General features: G+C 70.0%; 16 protein-coding genes and 1 tRNA gene. 9 read left to right on the top strand and 8 right to left on the bottom strand.

The genetic code is table 11. The annotated features are described in order from the left end of the window. The first annotated feature begins 44 nt into the window (after positions 1 to 44). The 3 genes from BJ965_RS17915 (at position 45) to BJ965_RS17905 (ending at position 3,362) form a co-directional block, all read left to right on the top strand. Positions 45 to 1,394: an ice-binding family protein gene (locus BJ965_RS17915; protein ID WP_184909592.1), complete on the top strand. Its 1,350-nt coding sequence runs from the start codon at positions 45 to 47 to the stop codon at positions 1,392 to 1,394. A gap of 113 nt (positions 1,395 to 1,507) precedes the next feature. Then, complete coding sequence (locus BJ965_RS17910; RefSeq protein ID WP_221513152.1) at positions 1,508 to 2,224, top strand: DUF5819 family protein; 717 nt, start codon at positions 1,508 to 1,510, stop codon at positions 2,222 to 2,224. Beyond that, entirely contained in the window at positions 2,214 to 3,362 is a 1,149-nt protein-coding gene (locus BJ965_RS17905) for an HTTM domain-containing protein (protein WP_184909591.1), read from the top strand. The genes BJ965_RS17910 and BJ965_RS17905 overlap by 11 nt, the downstream gene beginning before the upstream one ends. Before the next feature lie 96 nt (positions 3,363 to 3,458). Here the strand turns inward: BJ965_RS17905 and BJ965_RS17900 are convergent, their stop codons facing one another. Further along, a complete protein-coding gene (locus tag BJ965_RS17900; protein ID WP_184917264.1) occupies positions 3,459 to 4,664 on the bottom strand; it encodes a PP2C family protein-serine/threonine phosphatase in 1,206 nt (401 codons plus the stop codon). Between the two features lie 497 nt (positions 4,665 to 5,161). Here BJ965_RS17900 and BJ965_RS17890 point away from each other — a divergent pair, with 497 nt between their 5' ends. After that, a complete protein-coding gene (locus BJ965_RS17890; RefSeq protein ID WP_184909590.1) occupies positions 5,162 to 5,389 on the top strand; it encodes a hypothetical protein in 228 nt (75 codons plus the stop codon). 139 nt (positions 5,390 to 5,528) lie between these two features. Here BJ965_RS17890 and BJ965_RS17885 read toward each other — a convergent pair whose 3' ends face one another. Then, positions 5,529 to 6,572, bottom strand: coding sequence for a fatty acid desaturase family protein (locus BJ965_RS17885; protein ID WP_184909589.1), 1,044 nt, complete (start codon positions 6,570 to 6,572; stop codon positions 5,529 to 5,531). A gap of 654 nt (positions 6,573 to 7,226) precedes the next feature. Here BJ965_RS17885 and BJ965_RS17880 point away from each other — a divergent pair. The 3 genes from BJ965_RS17880 (at position 7,227) to BJ965_RS17870 (ending at position 8,841) form a co-directional block, all read left to right on the top strand. Next, positions 7,227 to 7,823, top strand: coding sequence for a DUF5994 family protein (locus BJ965_RS17880; RefSeq protein WP_184909588.1), 597 nt, complete (start codon positions 7,227 to 7,229; stop codon positions 7,821 to 7,823). 5 nt (positions 7,824 to 7,828) lie between these two features. Continuing rightward, positions 7,829 to 8,086, top strand: a complete 258-nt coding sequence (locus BJ965_RS17875) for a hypothetical protein (RefSeq protein ID WP_184909587.1) — start codon at positions 7,829 to 7,831, stop codon at positions 8,084 to 8,086. Between the two features lie 380 nt (positions 8,087 to 8,466). Beyond that, positions 8,467 to 8,841 (top strand): STAS domain-containing protein, encoded by a 375-nt coding sequence (locus BJ965_RS17870; protein ID WP_184909586.1) that lies wholly within the window; start codon positions 8,467 to 8,469, stop codon positions 8,839 to 8,841. Here the strand turns inward: BJ965_RS17870 and BJ965_RS17865 are convergent. After that, positions 8,825 to 10,066: a PP2C family protein-serine/threonine phosphatase gene (locus BJ965_RS17865; protein ID WP_184909585.1), complete on the bottom strand. Its 1,242-nt coding sequence runs from the start codon at positions 10,064 to 10,066 to the stop codon at positions 8,825 to 8,827. The genes BJ965_RS17870 and BJ965_RS17865 overlap by 17 nt on opposite strands. A gap of 202 nt (positions 10,067 to 10,268) precedes the next feature. Here BJ965_RS17865 and BJ965_RS17860 point away from each other — a divergent pair, with 202 nt between their 5' ends. Continuing rightward, a complete protein-coding gene (locus BJ965_RS17860; protein WP_184909584.1) occupies positions 10,269 to 10,451 on the top strand; it encodes a hypothetical protein in 183 nt (60 codons plus the stop codon). 274 nt (positions 10,452 to 10,725) lie between these two features. Here the strand turns inward: BJ965_RS17860 and BJ965_RS17855 are convergent, their stop codons facing one another. The 5 genes from BJ965_RS17855 to BJ965_RS17835 all read right to left on the bottom strand — a co-directional run bounded on the left by BJ965_RS17855 (position 10,726) and on the right by BJ965_RS17835 (position 16,520). Further along, positions 10,726 to 11,994 carry an ATP-binding protein gene (locus BJ965_RS17855; RefSeq protein WP_184909583.1) on the bottom strand — a complete coding sequence of 423 codons (1,269 nt, stop codon included), beginning with the start codon at positions 11,992 to 11,994 and terminating at the stop codon, positions 10,726 to 10,728. Between the two features lie 214 nt (positions 11,995 to 12,208). Next, the gene (locus tag BJ965_RS17850) at positions 12,209 to 13,747 is read right to left on the bottom strand and encodes an alpha/beta hydrolase (protein ID WP_313666945.1); all 1,539 of its coding nucleotides are present in this window, start codon (positions 13,745 to 13,747) and stop codon (positions 12,209 to 12,211) included. Positions 13,748 to 13,914: 167 nt separating this feature from the next. Next, complete coding sequence (locus BJ965_RS17845; RefSeq protein ID WP_184909581.1) at positions 13,915 to 15,123, bottom strand: serine hydrolase domain-containing protein; 1,209 nt, start codon at positions 15,121 to 15,123, stop codon at positions 13,915 to 13,917. Between the two features lie 493 nt (positions 15,124 to 15,616). Next, positions 15,617 to 16,111 (bottom strand): aromatic-ring hydroxylase C-terminal domain-containing protein, encoded by a 495-nt coding sequence (locus BJ965_RS17840; protein ID WP_246548640.1) that lies wholly within the window; start codon positions 16,109 to 16,111, stop codon positions 15,617 to 15,619. A 335-nt stretch (positions 16,112 to 16,446) separates the two neighbouring features. Then, positions 16,447 to 16,520 (bottom strand) — tRNA-Gly (locus BJ965_RS17835). 564 nt (positions 16,521 to 17,084) lie between these two features. Between BJ965_RS17835 and dcd the strand changes: the two genes are divergently transcribed. After that, positions 17,085 to 17,660 (top strand): dCTP deaminase, encoded by a 576-nt coding sequence (gene dcd, locus BJ965_RS17830; protein WP_184909580.1) that lies wholly within the window; start codon positions 17,085 to 17,087, stop codon positions 17,658 to 17,660. Positions 17,661 to 17,667: the final 7 nt, after the last annotated feature.

The raw sequence follows: 17,667 nt of genomic DNA, 5'->3' as shown, positions 1-17,667 counted from the left end.
GCTAGTGCCTGGTGTGCCATGGCCCCACAGGAAATGGCTTTTCGATGAAGCTGAAGATCCCTCAGGTAACTCACCGTCGTGGCATTTCCGGCTTGATGACCTCGGCGCTAGCCGCCACGGTCGCCGCCGCGATGGTTGCCCTGACGCCGACGCAAGCAGTGGCCATCGCGACGCCCGTGCCGTTGGCCACGGCCGCGGACTTCTCCGTTCTCGCGGGTCAGGGAGTCACCAACACCGGCCCCTCGGTGATCAGCCAGGACCTCGGTACGCACCCGAACCCGTCCATCACCGGATTCCCGCCCGGCCTCGTGCTCGGCGAAGTGCACGCCGCGGACGCTGTCGCACTTCAGGCCAAGTCCGACCTCGTCACGGCGTACAACAACGCGGCGGGCCAGGCCACGGACTTCGCGCTCCCGGCCGCCATCGGCAATGGCCAGACGCTGCTTCCGGGCGTCCACACCGCCGAGGTCGGGGTCGGACTCACCGGCGACCTGATCCTGAACGCCGGGGGAAACCCGAACGCCGTCTGGGTGTTCCAGATTCCCGAGGCTCTGACGACGGCGTCCGCCAGCCGGGTGCTCCTCACGAACGGCGCCTCGCCGTGCAACGTGTACTGGCAGATCGGCAGCTCGGCCACCCTCGGCACCGACTCCACGTTCGTCGGCACCATCATGGCGCTGACCTCGATCAGTGTTAACTCGGGGGCGAACATCGAGGGCCGGGCGCTGGCCCGCAACGGCTCCGTGACGCTCGACAACAACCGGATCTTCCTCAGCGGGTGCGCGACCTCCACCAATGGTGGAACGACGACGGGAACGACCACCGGCACCACGACCGGCACCACGACCGGCACCACGACCGGAACGACCGGTGGTGGACTCATCAGCGGCGGCCTCGTGACCGGCGGCCTCCTGGGCGGCCCCATCGCCTCGCCCGGCAGCACCTCGGGCAACGTCGCCGGCAGCACGTCCGGGAACACCGCGGGCAACACGTCCGGGAACACCGCGGGCAACACGGCCGGCAACACCACCGGCGGCAACGGCGGCGGCAACGGTGGCGGCAACGGCGGCGGGAACGGCGGAGGCCACGACAACGGGCCGGGGCATGACGACAAGCCCGGCAGGCCCGGCCACCACAAGCCCGGCGGGCCCGGCCACGACGACAAGCCCGGCAAGCCCGGCCACCACAAGCCCGGTCACGGCGACGAGTCCGACCACGGCAAGCGGCCCCACGAGGACTACGGCTACGGCAAGCAGCCCCACGAGGCCTACGGCTACGGCAAGCAGCCCCACGAGGCCTACGGCTACGGCAAGCAGCCCCACGAGAACTACGGCTACGGGGGGACGCCCAAGCACCACGAGGGCGACGACCACTCCAAGGGCCTCGACGGCTAGGCAACGCACTGCGATCAGCCGGCTCACCTGAGGACGGCGTGCGGCGGAATCTCTTCGAGTCCGCCGCACGCCGCCTCGGCGTGAGCAGCTGATGCGAGAAAGGCAGGTAGGCGATGTCGAGCAGAATTGACGCAGCGGACGTCAAGGAAATCCGGCATTCCGAATCCGGTCCGGTTGTTCAGGACTGTCCTGAGGCCACGGCGGCTCCGCCCAAGATGCCGAGAGGTGCCCGTCTACTGAAAGCCGGCCTGTGCGCCGCAGTGGTTTCGTGCCTGGTGGCGAGTGTCATCCATGTGCTTCTGGTGTTCCTCCATGTGGCGCCGGCCAACACCGTCTCCAAGCGTTACGGCTCGCAGATCAATGGATGGGTGTTCCCCTTCTTCGAGCAGAATTGGCGGCTTTTCGCGCCGGATCCGGAGTCCGTCAACCGCCAGATCCTGGCCAGAAGCGCTCACACCGAGTCCGATGGGTCGGTTCGGGTGAGTCCCTGGTTCGACCTGACCGCCGTGGACGGCTCCGCGGTCGAACACCACGCTTTCCCGAGCCACACGGCGCAGAACATGCTGCGTCGAGCCTGGTCCGGCTATGCCGACTCGCACGGAGGAGATGACAGCGTGCGCACGGAACGCGCCGTGATGATGCGGAAGTACCTGGCCAACATCGCCGCGGACCGTCTCGCCGCCCACGAAGGCGGCCCTTTCGACTTCGTCCAGCTCCGTGTCGTCACGCGGCCCGTCGCCGCACCCGGGTCGGCGGTCGGTGATCGCCCGCCGAAACCCTCCGAGAACCGGCTTCTGCCGTGGTGGAAGGTGACCCGCCATGCGAAATGAGACGCAGAGGACCGTGCTTGCCCGCGCCGACCGGTGGCTCGGTGACCGGATGCGAGCGGTGTGGGACCTCCTGACCGGACGTCCGGTGTCCCTCTACGCCGCGTCGGTGCTGCGCATCGGCTACGGGCTGCTCTACCTGGTTTTCCTCCTGCGTGAGTACCCGCACCGGGACGAGATCTGGGGCCCCGGATCTGCGTGGACGCCCGCGCTGGCACGGGAGCTCTTCGAGCAGACGGGCTGGGTCAGCGTCCTGGCCCTGTCCGACGGCCGGGCCTACTTCGAGCTCTGCTACGTGCTGGCACTCATCACGTCCGCGCTGTTCATCCTGGGCTGGCGTACCCGCCTCGTGTCCGTGCTCTTCGCCGTCGTGGTGACCTCGTTCCACGCTCGCGCGATCTTCATGACGGACGGGGGCGACAACCTGGTCCTGCTGATGGCCCTCTATCTGGTCCTCACCGCCTCCGGCCGACGCTGGTCTCTCGACGCGCGCAGAAACAGGAGGAAGCAGGCACAGGCCGACGGCGCGCCGCGACCGCCGGGAAACCTCATGGCACGGCAACTCCGCGACAGCCGGACCATCTTGGTCACAGCGGTGCACAACTGCGGCATGTTCCTCATCGCGGCGCAGGTCTGTCTCCTCTACGGATCAGCCGGCCTGTACAAGGTCCAGGGCAGTACCTGGGGCAGCGGCACCGCGCTCCACTACGCCCTGAACCTCGAACTCTTCCGTCCCTGGCCGGTGCTCTCGCACTTCGTCGCCGAGCACACACTCCTGATCACCGTCGCCGGTTACCTGACCGTGCTCCTGCAGGTGGCCTTCCCGTTCGTGCTGTTCGGCAGACTCAAGTACCCCGTCCTCACCATGCTGCTGGGCATGCACATCGGCATCGCCGTGCTCATGGGCCTGCCTCTGTTCTCCGGGGCGATGATCGTCGCGGACGCGGTGTTCCTGCCCGACCGCTTCTACACCCTTCTGCCTCACCTCTGTCGTCGCGTGGGACGGCGGAGGGACAGCGCAGGGCCGACGCCGCCCGCGGCGGCGGACGCCGCAGCGGTCCCCGCGCAAGGCGGGCCCGGCGGAGCACTCGTCTCGAAGGAGCCCGTCGGGCTCCCCGCCGAGCGGAAAGGACACCCCTGACCGTCCTGAGACAGTGCTCCTCGCCCCCCCCGCACAGGCCCCTGACGCAGTGCCCGGGCGGCAGGCGTTTCCGGCACCGTCAGGGGGAGCGCCCGGTCACGGCTGCCGCTTCTCGCGGACTGCTGAGGCCTGCCGGGTGTCCGCCCCTGAGCTGACATGCCGCTGGGTCTCGTGGGGGCCGTGCCAGTCCAGGCACATGACGGTGGCGTCGTCCTCGAGCCGGCCACCGGCGGCATTCCTGACCTCCGACGTCAGCGCCAGCGCGGCCTCCCGGGGGTGCAGGCCCCGGGTGTGCTTCAACAGGGCGGCGAGGTCGACCTTGCCCCCATGACGTTCGACCATGCCGTCGGTGAACATGAGCAGACGGTCACCAGGGCGCAGATCGAGGTCTTGGACGCGGTAGGGGTGGGGCGCGAACACGGACAACCCGAAGGGATGGTCCACCTCGCAGGTGATCACTTCCACATCCCCCTGGCGCATGCGGAGCGGCCAGGGGTGGCCCGCGTTGACGAACTGGGCCTGCCCGGTGCGCAGGTGGACGCGCAGCAGCTGCCCGGTGGCATGACCCTGGCCGTGATCCGCCAGGGCCTGGTCGGCCAGGCGGGCCTGCTCGACCAGGCCGGCTCCCGCGCGGCGGGCGCCGCGCAGGGCGCTCACCAGGACCGTGGCGGCCAGGGCGGCATCGAGGTCGTGGCCCATGGGGTCCGTCACCGACACATGCAGGGTGTCGCGGTCCAGGGTGTAGTCGAACGTGTCGCCGCTGAGGCTCTCGGAAGGCTCCAGGCTCCCGCACAGGGTGAACTGCGCGGCCTCGCAGGACAGCGAGGAGGGCAGTAGCTGGTACTGGATCTCTGCCGCCAAGGTGGGCGGCCTGGAGCGCTTTCCCCAGGTGTAGAGATCGGTGAAGCGCCCGTTGGCGATCACGATGTAGGCCAGGACGTGGGCGGCTTCCCCGACCGCGGCGATGACGTCCTCACCGGGGTCGGCCGGCAAAAGCAGTTCCAGCAGCCCGATCGCATCGCCCCGGTTGGTCACCGGCATGATCACCCGATGCCCCTGGGCCGTCACCTCCTGATACAGCCGCTGGGTGCGGATCACCTCGTCGTAGGCGCTGCCGGACATGGGGATCCGTTCCGCCTGCCGGCCACCCGTGGCAGGGGCGGTCGACAGCCGCGCCACGGCCTTTCCCGTCAGATCGACGATGAGGAACGAGACACTTGCCGCCTTGAAGCGCTGCCGCAGGTCCTCCGCGACCACGTCGGCGGCGTCCACCGGCGCTGCCGTCTCCGCCGCTGTCAGCATCCGTGGAAGCTCACTCTGCCCACTACTCACGACCGCGGTTCCTTCCGCTGGCCCCCTACCAGCTTCAGATCCTCAGCGAGGAACGTCAATCCGCGGACGGTCACGGTGAGTGAAAGCGGTCGGGTCGTGAGATCGCCGACCGGGGTCTGTCCGGATGTGCGCCCGCGGACCGGGTTGCGCGATCCGGCCTATCGCGCTCCGTGCGGAGTCACGCTGAAGCGAGCTGGACCACGATGTGGCGGCTGAGCGGATCGTCCTGGCATGGGCCATGTGCCGGTTTTCTGCAGCAATCTCCGAAATCACAGTAAAGGGAATATATTGAAATCAAAGGTGATAGCCGGTCTTCTTGACGGAGGAATGTCCCGATGACTGAGAGCACCGGCGCGAGGCGCGGCGGTGCGCCCGCGTCCCGCGGCCGGACCGTGATCGCCGATGTGGTGGTGCAGAAGATCGCGGTAGCCGGGGCGGAGCAGCCCGCTTGAGTGAAGGAGCGCGTGATGAGCAGGGCCGTGGTGGGCTTGATCGCGGGAATGGCGCTGGGTTTCGCCGCGTATTTCGGTAGTTTCTGGGCTTTCGTGCTGGTGCTCGGGCTGGGCGTCGTCGGTCTCGTGGTCGGGCGGTTCGCGGAAGGTGACCTCGAGCCGGGCGACTTCGTCCGCCGCCGGGACCGGCAGGACCGGATCCGCGATGACCGGCGACGGGCGCGGGGAGACTGGCGGCAGTGACCGCTGAGGCCGGCCGGGCGCCCTGACATGCCCACGGGGAGCGCGGTGGCGGGCCGCCGTACTGCTCCGACCGCACGCGTACGGCTGGTGCCGGAGCCGCACGCCGACCGGGTCGTGCGAAGCCGCGTCATCGGGTCCGCTACGCGGGGACGCGGGAGTTCCGGAGCGGTGCTCCCGCCTGGTGGAGACTGATGAGGGCCAGCCGGTAGGAGGTGATCAGGCCGGTCTCCACGTAGTCCACGCCCAGCTCCTCACAGTAGCCCCGGACGATGGTCCGGGCCTTGCGGAGATTGGGGCTGGGCATGCTGGGGAACAAGTGGTGCTCGATCTGGTGGTTCAGCCCTCCCAGAGCGATGTCGGTGAGGCGGCCGCCGCTGACGTTGCGCGAGGTGAGCACCTGGCGGCGCAGGAAGTCCGGGCGGTCTTCGCCCTTCAGGGTCGGCATGCCTTTGTGGTTGGGCGCGAAGAGGGAGCCGAGGTAGACGCCGAACAGGCACTGGTGGACGGCGAGAAACGCGAACGCCATACCGAGCGGCAGCAGCCAGAACAGGACGCTCAGATAGACGACGAAGTGTCCCAACAGCAGCGCCCCGTCGAGCCCGCGGTGCTTGAGCGAGCGATTGGCCAGCGCCTTCACGCTCGACAGGTGGAGATTGAAGCCCTCCAGTGTGAGGAGCGGGAAGAACAGGAACGCCTGCCGGCCGCCGATCAGGCGGGGAAGCCCCTTGGCGGCCCGGGCCTGGTCCTGGGACCAGACCAGCAGGTCGGGATCGAGGTCGGGGTCGAGTTCCTCGTGGTTGGGGTTGGCGTGGTGGCGGGTGTGCTTGTCCTGCCACCAGCCGTAGCCCATCCCGATACCGGCACCGGCCATGCGTCCGGACACCTCGCTGGCCCGGCGTCGGCGGAAGACCTGGCGGTGGGCCGCGTCATGCGCGAGCAGGGCGACCTGACCGAAAACGACAGCCAGGAAGGCGGCGACCGCCAGGGTCCACCAACTGTCGCCGATGAGTGCGACGGCCGCCCATCCGCCGGCGTAGAGCCCGGTCACGATCGTGATCCGCAGTGCGTAGTAGCCGGGGCGGCGCCCCATCAGGCCGGCTTCGGCGATCTTTCTGGACAGTCGGGCGAAGTCGCTGCCGGCCGTCTCCGAGGGCAGGGGACGGACCGTGCTGTTCGTGGCCATGGTGGTGACGCTCTCTCCGGGAGGGAAGACGGCGCCGCCCCGGGGCCGATGAGACCGGACCGCAGACGGGGTTGCGCTTGCTGCTTCGTCGGCCGACGGCCGCGCAGGCCCTCCTCTGCATGGGGTGCCCTGCCGGTCGGGTCTCACACCGCGTCAGCGCATGCCACCGCAGCGCCGCTGTGTGCATGGCGCGGGGCCAGTTGGCTGTGGGTCCGTGTGGAGGCGGGGACGAGCGGGCGAAAGCATGATGCGCAGTTCGTCGGGAGACAGGCTCCCGGCCGTCGACACGTCGAGCAGCTCGACGCAGCACGCGGACAGCCGGTGCAGCAGGTCGATGGCGTCGAAGTCCTCGACGAGGGAGTCCGTACCACGAAGATCTTGGCCCGACGTCGTTCGCGAGCCATGACCACGTCCGCCGCAATCTCGCCGAGGGGGCGCTCATCGCCCGAGCCCGGAAACGTTGCCTCAGGGATGACGGTTCCGGGGAGGGGCGCATGGGACCGTTCTCCGTTGTCCGTATGGTCCCCCGGGCCTGTCCGAGGAGTAGGCTCGAAATTACCGAGGATATTTCGCGCACCGGCTTCAGGCTCGTGTCGTTTTCGGCGATCGAATAGTCCGGGCCGGTCGCGATCGGCCCGGGGCAGGGTTCGCGTCATGACTGCGACCGTTTCCCACTCGCCGACGACCGAAGCCGATGACCGGTTCTCCTCGTCCTCTCTGCGTCTGTCGCTGGCTCCCGTCGGCTCCGCCCCCGCTCTGCTGGACGGCGCCTGGTGGCCTCGCTCCCGCGATCTCGGGGCGGAACTCCCCTCCCTGACCGCCGTATTGGACCCGCTGTGGGGGCGGATCACCCGGGTCACGGTGAATCCCACTCAGTGGCCGGTCATTCCGCGCAAGGTGCCCGTCGCCGGGCACGTGGTGAACGTGGGCTGGTTCCGGGACGAGCAGGACCCGCATGAACTGCTGTTGCGCTCCTACCACGTGGGCCGTTGGAACCTCCTGGTCGTCCCGCCGCGGACGGCTCCCGACTCGGCCGCCTGGCTGATGGCGGCTGCGAGTGACCCGCGCGGTATGTCGACCGCGAGTCGGTTGATGGAGGAGGCGGCGCGCCTGCGGACGCTGCGCGACGCCGACCGGGCCGTGGAAGCGGTCTGGGACTCCGAAGGAGGGCACGAGTCACGCGACTCGGACGCACCTCCACGGGTGCCAGCCATGACCGGCATGGTGCCGCAGCAGCCGAGGGGAAGGTGAGACCGGTGGAGACCTTCGTGACCGTGGCCGTGATCCTGGGACTGATCGTGGTCGGGGCGCTCCTCATCCGCCTGCTGAACTCACAGCACGGCGACCGCATGGCCGGTGTCCGTTACGGCCACACCGGGATGCCAGTCGCGGGACCGGCTCCGTCGGCTCGGCGCAGGGGCCCGCGGCAGCGCGGCGACGAGCGGCACCGGCCGCCCCGACCGACCCAGGCCCGGCCCGGCCGTACGCGGGCGACTCCGCCCACGCGCCCGTGAAGGAGCGGGCCCCACCCTTCCGGCAGGCTCGCCCGGCCCGTCACCCGACGGGCGGAACTGACCGCACCGACAGCACACCCCGCAATCCAGGGCCCCGGCCGCAGCCGCGCACACGACAGGCCGGGGCCCATCCGCGTCCGGTGTCCGCGGGTTGGGGCAGCCAGCCCCCTCCAGGACACGATGCCCGTCCGGCGGGGACCTTCTGTCCGGTGCGTGGCGCATCCCCGGCCGGCTGGTCCACCACGATGCCCGCCGACCCGGGCTCGTGGAACGGCCCTCCGCCCGCCACCCCGCACATCCCCGTATCGGCGGCACGCCGCGAGGGCAGGGCCCGGCCCGGCCACGACGGCTCGCCCACGGGCACTCCGAACCGAGGAGCCATGCCCCTTCCACGGCTGAACGTCCACCGGCACGACCACACCACCCGCACGCTGATCATCCTTTCGGGGGAGATCGACCTGGCCACCGCCCCGCTCGTACGGGCCGCGCTGGCCGAGTGCCTGAACGACGGCATGGGCGTCACGGACGTCGATCTCACGGCAGTCACCTTCTGCGACGCCATCGGACTCAACGTCTTCCTCACGGCATCGGGACGCGCCACCGAAGCCGGTGCGATCCTCCGGCTGCACCATCCGCCGCCGATCATGGCCCGCATCATCGAGATCACCGGCTCCGGTTTCCTGGTCCACGAGCTCCCCGCCGGCCGGACGTCATCACGTCGGTCTCTCTTGAGGAGGCTCAGTCGAGGACGGTGAGGTGTTCGGCGCCGCCGCCTCGCCACTCGACGAGGAAGATGGTGGCGTCGTCGGTCGTGGTGCCGCCCCGTTCGTGTTTCAGGGCGTGCGAGAGCGCCCGCACCACCGCCCGTACCTCGGTGCGGTCGCGGAGGATCCGGTTGGTCCACTCGATGAGCTGCTCCTCGCCGAACTGCTGCCCGCCGGCCTGGTGCTCCTCGATCAGACCGTCGGTGAAGCACAGCAACCGGTCGCCGGGTTCCAGCATCCGCTCGCTGACCACCGGCTCCTCCCCGCCGAAGCCGACGGGCAGCGTGGTGGGGCTCTCCAGCCGGTCCACCACGGCGCGGTCACGGATCAGGAGCGGAGCCGGGTGGCCGGCGTTGACCCACTGCAGCCGGCCCGTGGTGATGTCCAGGATCATCATCTGTGCGGTGACGAAGTGGTCCTGGCCGAACTGGTCGTTGATGGCCCGGTCCATGAACGCGTACACCTGGGACAGATCGGTGTGGGCCCGTCGCGTGTGGCGGTAGGCGCCGACGGCCACCGTCGCCATGGTCGCCGCGTCCAAGCCGTGGCCCATCGCGTCGAGCATGGCCACGTGAAGGATGTCGCCGTTGAGGGCGTAGTCGAAGCTGTCGCCGGCCACGTCGTAGGCGGGCTCCAGGATTCCGGCCACCTCGACCTGCGGAACGGTCATCGACAGCGGGGGCAGCAACGACCACTGGATCTCCGCGGCCACGCTCATCGGGGCGCTGCGGCGGGCCTGGAAGAACAGGTCGGTGTAGGAGTCCTTGGTGACGATCATGTCCGCGACCAGACCGGCGAGTCTCCGTAGCAGCCGCCGGTCGTCGTCATCGACGCTGTCCAGGGTGACGGCCATGACCCCGATCTGGTCGCTGCCGTCCAGCAGCGGCAGGTACATCCGCACGCTGCCGCCCAGCGGCACCTCCACCGTTCTGAGGCTCAGGAACGCCTCGCCCGCGGGGGAGTCCTCGACCGGCTCGGGGCCGCCGACCCTCAGCCTCCGGCCCGGCAGCGGCACCAACAGCACCTGTTCGTAGTCCTGCAGGAGGATGGACACCTCATGCCCCCCGACCCTGGCCACCTCCTCCGCGACGAGCGGGGCGATCAGGTCCGGCGGCATCTCGTGGGCACGGTCCAGCAGCACACCCAGCAGTCGTTCGCCGAACCCCTCCGACCGGTCCACCCCGATTCTGTCCGGCTGCCGCCCACCATCCGTCATCGCTGCTCGCTTCTCCTTGTCCCGGGGTGATGGCGAGCCGATCGCGCCATGGGCGGCAGGTCTCCCAAACGCCCCTCGCCACACAAAGCTTGGGCAGATGGGGGGCCTCCGACCATCGTAGACCTCATTGCACCATTTAGTCCGGAATTGTTTACAAAGCTGACGAGGAGGAGTCAGAGTCGAGTGGGGGCAGGAGGCAGCTATGACCGTCCTCGCGGCTTTTCTTCTCGTCATCGGGACGATATTGATCCTGGTGGGGGCGATGTTGATGCTGGTCGGGACGGTCCTGATCGTCCTCGGGGCACTGCTGATCCTCATCGGGATCGCCCTGGTCGCTGTTGCGGCCTTCTTGCTCATCCGGAGAGCGCTGAGGCGTGAAGAGTAGGGACCGCCGGAGCACGGCCGGACCGGAAGGCAACCGCCTCGCGGACTGTGGAGTTTCCCGACTTCCTCGCCGGGGGCTCCGTTGGCATCGGGAGTCCTACGCCGAGCCGGGCCCGGACGGGCTGCTCTTCGCCGGTGGGAAGGGGGCTCCCTTCCGGCGCAGCGGCTCCGGGCGGAAGCGGCGGAAAGCCCGGGAGGTCGTGGGCATGCCGGACGGTGCTACGACCTTCGGCACACCGGGCACATGCCCTCGCCGTGCTTCCAGGGCGGGGACGCTAGAGGCGGGCGTACTGCTCCATCTGCTCGGCGAACTCCTGGGCCACGGCGGCGCTGACCGTGGGCTGCGTGTTGCGGATCGTGTCCAGGTAGTCGTGCGTGGAAGGGAGGACGCGGGTTCCAGTATCGAAAGTTTGCTCGAATCCAGCTTGGGAGACGGTTCGTGTCACGTGGGCGATGTCGGCCGGTGTGAAACCTTCGCTGGCGGACGCGAGCGCCTCGCTGTCGGCCTTCGCGCCCGCTCGTGTCAGGTAGCTCTCCCACAGCGCGGTCCTGGCGCGGTGGTCGGGAGGGCCGATCGGCAGTACGTAGTCGAAGCGGCCGTGTCGCAGGAACGCGGAGTCGAGCGTGGTCACGTTGTTCGTGGCGCAAACGAGCAGCCGCCCGTCCTGCCTGCGGAACCGGACGATCGCCTTGAGCAGCTCGTTGACGACGCCGACCGCGGTCGCGTCCGCGCCGCTGCGTGCGCCGGCGACCTCCTCGACCTCATCGATGAACACCAGGACGTGGTCGAGCCGGGATATCTCGTCGAAGCGCCGGCTCAGCCCGCTCGCCAGGCCGTACTCGGCGGCCAGACGCGCGGGGAACAGCTCGAGGAAGGGCCATCCCAGGCGGCTGGCGATCGCGTGCGCGAAGGTGCTCTTGCCGGTCCCGGGCGGACCGAACAGCATCACCGCGCGCGGCAGCTCCACACCGTGCTCCGCGGCCAGTCCGGGATGGGCCAGTGGCAGGACCAGACGGCGCTCGATGAGCTGCTTCTCGTTCTGCATGCCCGCGACCTTCTGCCACAGTCCGCCGGGCGGCAGCTCCGCTCCGAGCGAGGAGAGCATGTCGGCCGCCTGCAAGGGCACCGGTCTGCGCTTCTCGAAGAGGACCAGGCCCGATCGGGCGCCGAACCCGGAGTTACGCAGCGCGGTGGCACCGGTCTCCCCCTCGGGCAGGGCGGCGTGGACCGCGCGGACACCGTCGGTGAGAAGCCGTCGCTCAAGGGCCGTGATCAGGGCGCTGCCCAGCCCCTGGTGCCGCCAGGCGGGTGCCATGCAGATGCGCAGGATCCACGCCCGGTCACCCTCCACCCTGCTCACCGCGGCGCCCACGACCACGTCGTTCGCCGTGGCCACCACAGCGGGGTGGAGGGCCTGGAGGGCCGTCACGGCGTCCGAGAGCGGGAAGAGAGCCGGTTCCTCGGTCGTGCCGCTCTCCATGTCGACACGGAGGACTCCCTCGAGATCGTCCGGGGAGTAGTCCCGGACCCGCCAACCCGTCATGACCAGCTCCGCGTGTTCGGCCGTGTTCCCATCATCGGCCGCCACGTGGGGTACGCGCGCGGCAAGCACCGGCCCGGTCAAGCGGGACCGCGCCACTCGATCGGCGGGAGGGGCCACGGGCGACGCGCGACAGGTCCGGCGATCTCTCTCCGTGCGTTTGTCGGCGCTCGCCGGGAGGTCACTTCCAGCGGTGGTGGCCGCCGGACCGCCTCCCTCAGCCGGAAGGCCGGTCGCAGGTGACGTCCGTGGCCGGCAGGCGGCCGGTGGCCAGGTAGGTGTTGACCGTCGCGTCGGCACAGGAGCTGCCGAAGACGCCGTACACGGCGTGCTGGTCCGCGCCACGGAGGGTGACCAGGCGGGAGGAGGGCCACATGCGGCGCACGGTCTGCGCGCTCCGGTAGGTGGTCCGAGGGTCACCGGTCGCGTTGACGAGCAAGGCCGGAAGGTCGCCGCGGATCGTGGTGGGGCGCTCGCGTGGCGGGTCCCAGAACGCGCACGGACCGATGTTGTTGGTGACGGGACCGAACAACGGGTCCTGCGCACGGGCACGTTGGACATCGCGCCAGTACACCTCGGGAGAGCGCGGCGCGGACGCGTCCCCGCACAGGATCGCTGTCTGGGCACTGCCGTATGCGGAGTCGGATCCCTTCAGCAGGAAGCCGAGCGTTTCGGCCAGCCACGGCGAGGGGGTGACGGTGTGGCCGTCGGCGGCGCGACGCATGTCCCGTACGGCCTGCGCGAGATCGGCGTAGGCGGCGTCGTTGTCCTGTGAGAGGCCGCTGAAGACGACGACGGGCAGCAGATGCTCATCCACCCGGTGGGCGCCGATGGGCAGGGGCCTACGTCCGGCCGCCGCCTGGACGCTGTCCACGGCCGCCAGCACATCGCCAGGGGTGCGGCCCAGACCGTAGTCGGTGTCGCGGGCGGCTGCCCAGGAGGCCCAGCCCTTGAGAGCGTGCCGGTTGGCCGGTTCCGTGCCGCGCAGCAGCCGGGGGTTGTAGCCGTCGGGAGCGACGACGCCGTCCAGTACGACTCGGTCGGTGCGGCCGGGGAACATCGTGGCGTACACCTGGCCGAGGTAGGTGCCGTACGAGTATCCGAGGTAGGAGATCCTTGGCTCGCCGAGCACGGCGCGGATGACGTCCATGTCGCGTGCGGTGTTCCGGGTCGTGGCGTACGGCAGGACGTCGCCCTGGGACGTCCGGCAACGACCGGCGAGTTCCTCGGCCAGGGCCACCGCGCGGTCGAACCCCGCACGGTCGATTCCCGCTCCGCGTATGAAGGAGCCGGTGGGCCAGTGGCAGTCCAGCGGTGTGCTGCGGCCGACGAAACGGGGGTCGACGCCCACCACGTCGTAGCGCTCACCGACCTGCTTCATCGCCGTGCGCACCCACGGCGGGTCGCCGATCGTCTGCCCGCCGGGGCCACCACCGTTGAGCAGCAGCGCGCCCACGCGGTGGGCCGTGTCGGTGGCCCGGATCCGCGAGATCGCGACAGTGATCGTGCGGCCGTCCGGGTCGTCATGGTTCAACGGGACGGTGACGTCGGCGCACTGGGCGCCCGCCTGCTGGAGTTCCTTGCCGGTCTCGTCGTCGGGTCCGAGCAGGCAGCTCTTCCAGTCGAGGTGCTGCCGGTGGTAGCGGGCGAGAGGGTCGGCGATCGCAGGGGCGGGTTCGGCCGCCGCTGGGGGCGACGCGGCGACCGTGAGCGCCCCGACCAGGCACAGGGCGGCCCCTGCCGCGGTGCGCGACACGAGCCGGTGCAGGCCGCCGGCCGTGGAACCGCGCGGTCCGGCTGTGCTCGCGGCTGCGGGGGAGTTGGGGGCAGGCGGTGGGGCCGGAGGCAACGGAGCCGTACGGGCTAAGGAGGTGGGGGAGGGCGTCGTACGGGACGGTGTGCCGGGGGAGGGCGGGAAGCCGGTCATGCGGAAGTCCTTTCGGAAGACCTGCCCTCGCAGAGGGACTTGTCGACGAGGTCCAGGAAGTCGAGTTCGGCCTGGAGAGAGGCGGGCACCTTGTTCAGGGCGACGGCGACACTCCGTCCGCCGGGGCCGACGGCGATCAGCGCCCGGTGACCGCCGGGCACCGTGCCGCCGTGCCCCCACCACGTCCCGCCGCAGGACAGCGGTGTCGAGATCAGGCCCAGCCCGTAGCGGGCGCCCGGCCACAGCCGATCGGCGTCGGCCGCCACCGTCCGTCGCATCTCGGCCAGTTGGGCCTCGGGCAGCAGCCGGCCGTCGAACAGGGCGGCAGCGAACCGCGTCAGGTCGCCCGGCGACGAGACCAGGGCGCCGCCGACCCCGCCGAAGGTCAAGTTCCAGGCGGTGCCGTCGACGCGTCGGCCGTCGCCGTCGATGAAGTAGCTGCGGGAGTGAGGTCCTCGGACGCGGGTGTCGTCGCCGGGCCAGTAGGTGTCGTGCAGCCCGAGGGGCTTGATGATGCGGCGGGTGATCTCCGCCTCGGGGGTACGGCCGGTGACCTCGCGGACGATCATGCCGAGGACGAGGTAATTGGTGGTGGCGTAGTGCCAGGTGCCCTGCGGGCGCGGCAGTTCGAGAGCACGCGTGACGAGGTCGCGCGGCTCGAAGTGGCGGTACCGCAGCCGCTCGGGATGCTCCCATTCGGGGGCGTCGAGATAGTCGGGCAGTCCGCTGGTGTGCTGCAGGAGCCGTCGTACGGTGATCAGGCCCCCGTCGTGGCCGGGTCCGTGAATCAGGCCGGGCAGATAGCGGTCGACGGGGGCTTCCAGCGAGAGGCGGTGCTCGGCTACGAGTCGGAGGACGAGCGCCGCGGTGAACGTCTTGGTCACGCTGCCGACGCGCAACCGGTCGAGGGTGTTCATCGGGCGTCCGGTACGCAGATCCGCCGTCCCGGCGGTCTCGGCCCAACGCCCGCAGGACTCGTCCGCGGTGGGGTCGCTCACCAGGACCGCGGCACCGGTGATGCCGTCGCGCTCGGTGAGGATGCGCAGCGCCTGGCGGGTCTGGTCGTGCGTGCCGCAGTCGCCGCCGGAGCGTGAGCCCGGCGCCTGCGCGGTCGCCGCCGGGCCGGTGGCCAGCACGGTGGCCGCCACCAGGGCCGCGAGGCCGGCGCGCCTGCCGGTCCCAGAAGTCGGTGAGAAGGTTGGCATGCCACATCACGGTAGGCACGGGCGGTCCCGTGATCACTCCGGCAGGCATGTGCTTCGGAGCTGAAGCCAGCCCAAGCAGAGAGCCGGGAGCCGTCCCCCTGGACGGTCGGGGCCTTCTGCTGGTACCGGACGCGAGGTCGCGGCCGGCTTTGACGACTTGGTGCACACCGAGCATGGGAAGCGCCGCAGGGACGACCCCGCCAACGAGGAGGCCGGAGAGGGCCATTGGTGCGGTTGTGGAGCGGGTGACGCACCACAGGTACGGTCGACTCCCCGATGCAGCGGGTGAGGCTGGACACCGCGTACGGGCACATCCTCAGCAGCCAACCGGGATGGTGGTGTGGACCGTGCGCCCGCCCGCCCGCGCTGAGCCGAGCGCCGGGCGTGCGGTCTGCCGGTGCGAAACCGGCGCGGCAGTGAACGACGTCCACCGTGCCGCAGCAGACCGGTGTCGCATCGCCGCGGTGTCCCGCAGCAAGCTTCTCGCCTCGGTTCAGTCGGCCGTGGCCGGGCCGAACCAGGCGGTGAGGGCGGTCCGGAGGGCGGCGGGGTCGGGGGTGGTGCCGGCGCGTGCGGTCCAGGCGACGTGGCCGTCGGGGCGGATCAGGAGCGCGGCGGGGGCGGGGGCCTCGCCGGCCGGCCAGACGGGCCAGTGGTCGGCCGTGGACCGGGCTTCGACGAGGTCGACGCGATCGGCCCAGCTCTCGGCCGTGGCGGCCAGTGCGGTGTCACCGCGCAGGTCGAGCAGCACGGGGCGCGCGGTACGCAGCAGTTCGAAGACGCGACGCCGGCCGTCACCGGTCTTCAGATCGACGTCGGGGACCCGGCGGCCGGTCAGCGGGTGGTCGTCGCTCATGGGGTAGCGGAGGTCCAGGGCGGTGATCATGCCACCCAGGTGCTTCCCGCCTTCCTCCGCCGCGAGCACCGTTGGCACCTGGAGTCGTACGCCGAGCCGGGCCCCGATGGGCTGCTCTCCCTCGGCGAGCAAGGTGCTCCCTTCCGCCGCAGCACCTTCGGCCGGAAGGTGCGGGAGATCGTCGGCATGCCCGAGGGCTTCCGGTTCCACGGCCTCCGTCACACCGGTCAAACGCTGTCCACCCGCTCCGGTGCCACCTTCACGCGACGGTCCGTGCCGGGCGGTCCTCCGAGTAGGTCGCGCCGATGTGTCAGCGCCCCGATGACGAGCGCCGGCAGGAAGTTGCCGCCGTGCCAGAAGAGCCAGCCGCCGACCCCGGCGATCAGTGTTCTGGCACGGATCCGGCACCGCCGACCGATCACAGCGGACAGCAAAACGGCCCAGGTCTCTGACCTGGGCCTTCGTCATGGAGCGGGTGACGAGAATCGAACTCGCGCTCTCAGCTTGGGAAGCTGATGTTCTACCATTAAACTACACCCGCGTAAGACGCCGACCGGGGTCGGTGTCGAATGCTCGCTCACTCTACCTCATGTCAGGCCTCCGGCGTTTGAGCCGCGGGGCCTGAGGACGTTTCAGGGATGGGATGCGGCTGCGGGGGAACGGAGTTGGGGCGTACGGTGGGGGTGCGAAAGAGGGCCCGGGCGGGACCGGAGTGCCGCCTGGAGGGCCGTCCCTTTGATCCCGTACTGTGGCTTTTGTCGTCAGGCAAGCAGCAGCCAGACGCGGCTCTTGGGGAAGGGACTCTTGGACTTGATGGAGCGCACCGTCGTCCGTTGTGCCGATGGGCACGTGTTCAGTACCGCTTCGTTCCCGATGCAGCAGGCCGAGCGGCTCGGCCCCGGGCGGCTGCTTCGGTGCCCGCGATGTGCGCGGCTCCGGAGCGTGGTGCCCGTCAGCTATCAGAAGCGGTAGCGGCAGCCGCAGTGGCCGCGGTTGCAGTGGCGGCGTGGCCGACGCGGTAACGGACAAGCAGTAGGCAACAGGAACAAGGCGCGCGGAGACGTCCGGTTGTGGTCGCTCCGCGCGCCTTGCGTATCCTCGGGGCGTGCTTCTCTCAGACAAAGACATCCGGGCCGAGATCGATGCAGGGCGGGTGCGGATCGACCCGTACGACGAATCGATGGTGCAGCCGTCGAGCGTCGATGTACGCCTCGACCGCTACTTCCGGGTGTTCGAGAATCACCGGTACCCCCACATCGACCCCGCCATCGAACAGGCCGACCTGACCCGGCTCGTGGAGCCGGAAGGCGATGAGCCGTTCATCCTGCATCCCGGGGAGTTCGTCCTCGCCAGCACGTACGAGGTCATCACCCTGCCCGACGATCTCGCCTCCCGGCTGGAGGGCAAGAGCTCGCTGGGGCGCCTGGGGCTGGTGACGCACTCCACCGCCGGGTTCATCGACCCCGGCTTCAGCGGCCACGTGACCCTGGAGCTGTCCAACCTCGCCACTCTGCCCATCAAGCTCTGGCCGGGCATGAAGATCGGGCAGCTGTGCATGTTCAAGCTCAGCTCGCCCGCCGACTTCCCCTACGGCAGCGAGCGGTACGGGTCCCGGTACCAGGGCCAGCGCGGGCCGACCGCCTCCCGGTCCTTCCTCAACTTCCATCGGACCCAGGTGTGAGCGACAT

Source organism: Streptomyces luteogriseus (genome assembly GCF_014205055.1).
In the GTDB taxonomy this organism is placed as follows: Bacteria; Actinomycetota; Actinomycetes; order Streptomycetales; family Streptomycetaceae; genus Streptomyces; species Streptomyces luteogriseus.
This window is presented reverse-complemented; position numbering and strand designations above follow the sequence as displayed.

Excerpts from the sequence above, each read along its gene's own strand:
- BJ965_RS17915 (WP_184909592.1), top strand. The coding sequence starts at position 45 with ATGAAGCTGAAGATCCCTCAGGTAACTCACCGTCGTGGCATTTCCGGC.
- BJ965_RS17910 (WP_221513152.1), top strand. The coding sequence starts at position 1,508 with ATGTCGAGCAGAATTGACGCAGCGGACGTCAAGGAAATCCGGCATTCC.
- BJ965_RS17905 (WP_184909591.1), top strand. The coding sequence starts at position 2,214 with ATGCGAAATGAGACGCAGAGGACCGTGCTTGCCCGCGCCGACCGGTGG.
- BJ965_RS17900 (WP_184917264.1), bottom strand. The coding sequence starts at position 4,664 with ATGCTGACAGCGGCGGAGACGGCAGCGCCGGTGGACGCCGCCGACGTG.
- BJ965_RS17890 (WP_184909590.1), top strand. The coding sequence starts at position 5,162 with ATGAGCAGGGCCGTGGTGGGCTTGATCGCGGGAATGGCGCTGGGTTTC.
- BJ965_RS17885 (WP_184909589.1), bottom strand. The coding sequence starts at position 6,572 with ATGGCCACGAACAGCACGGTCCGTCCCCTGCCCTCGGAGACGGCCGGC.
- BJ965_RS17880 (WP_184909588.1), top strand. The coding sequence starts at position 7,227 with ATGACTGCGACCGTTTCCCACTCGCCGACGACCGAAGCCGATGACCGG.
- BJ965_RS17870 (WP_184909586.1), top strand. The coding sequence starts at position 8,467 with ATGCCCCTTCCACGGCTGAACGTCCACCGGCACGACCACACCACCCGC.
- BJ965_RS17865 (WP_184909585.1), bottom strand. The coding sequence starts at position 10,066 with ATGACGGATGGTGGGCGGCAGCCGGACAGAATCGGGGTGGACCGGTCG.
- BJ965_RS17860 (WP_184909584.1), top strand. The coding sequence starts at position 10,269 with ATGACCGTCCTCGCGGCTTTTCTTCTCGTCATCGGGACGATATTGATC.
- BJ965_RS17855 (WP_184909583.1), bottom strand. The coding sequence starts at position 11,994 with ATGACGGGTTGGCGGGTCCGGGACTACTCCCCGGACGATCTCGAGGGA.
- BJ965_RS17845 (WP_184909581.1), bottom strand. The coding sequence starts at position 15,123 with ATGCCAACCTTCTCACCGACTTCTGGGACCGGCAGGCGCGCCGGCCTC.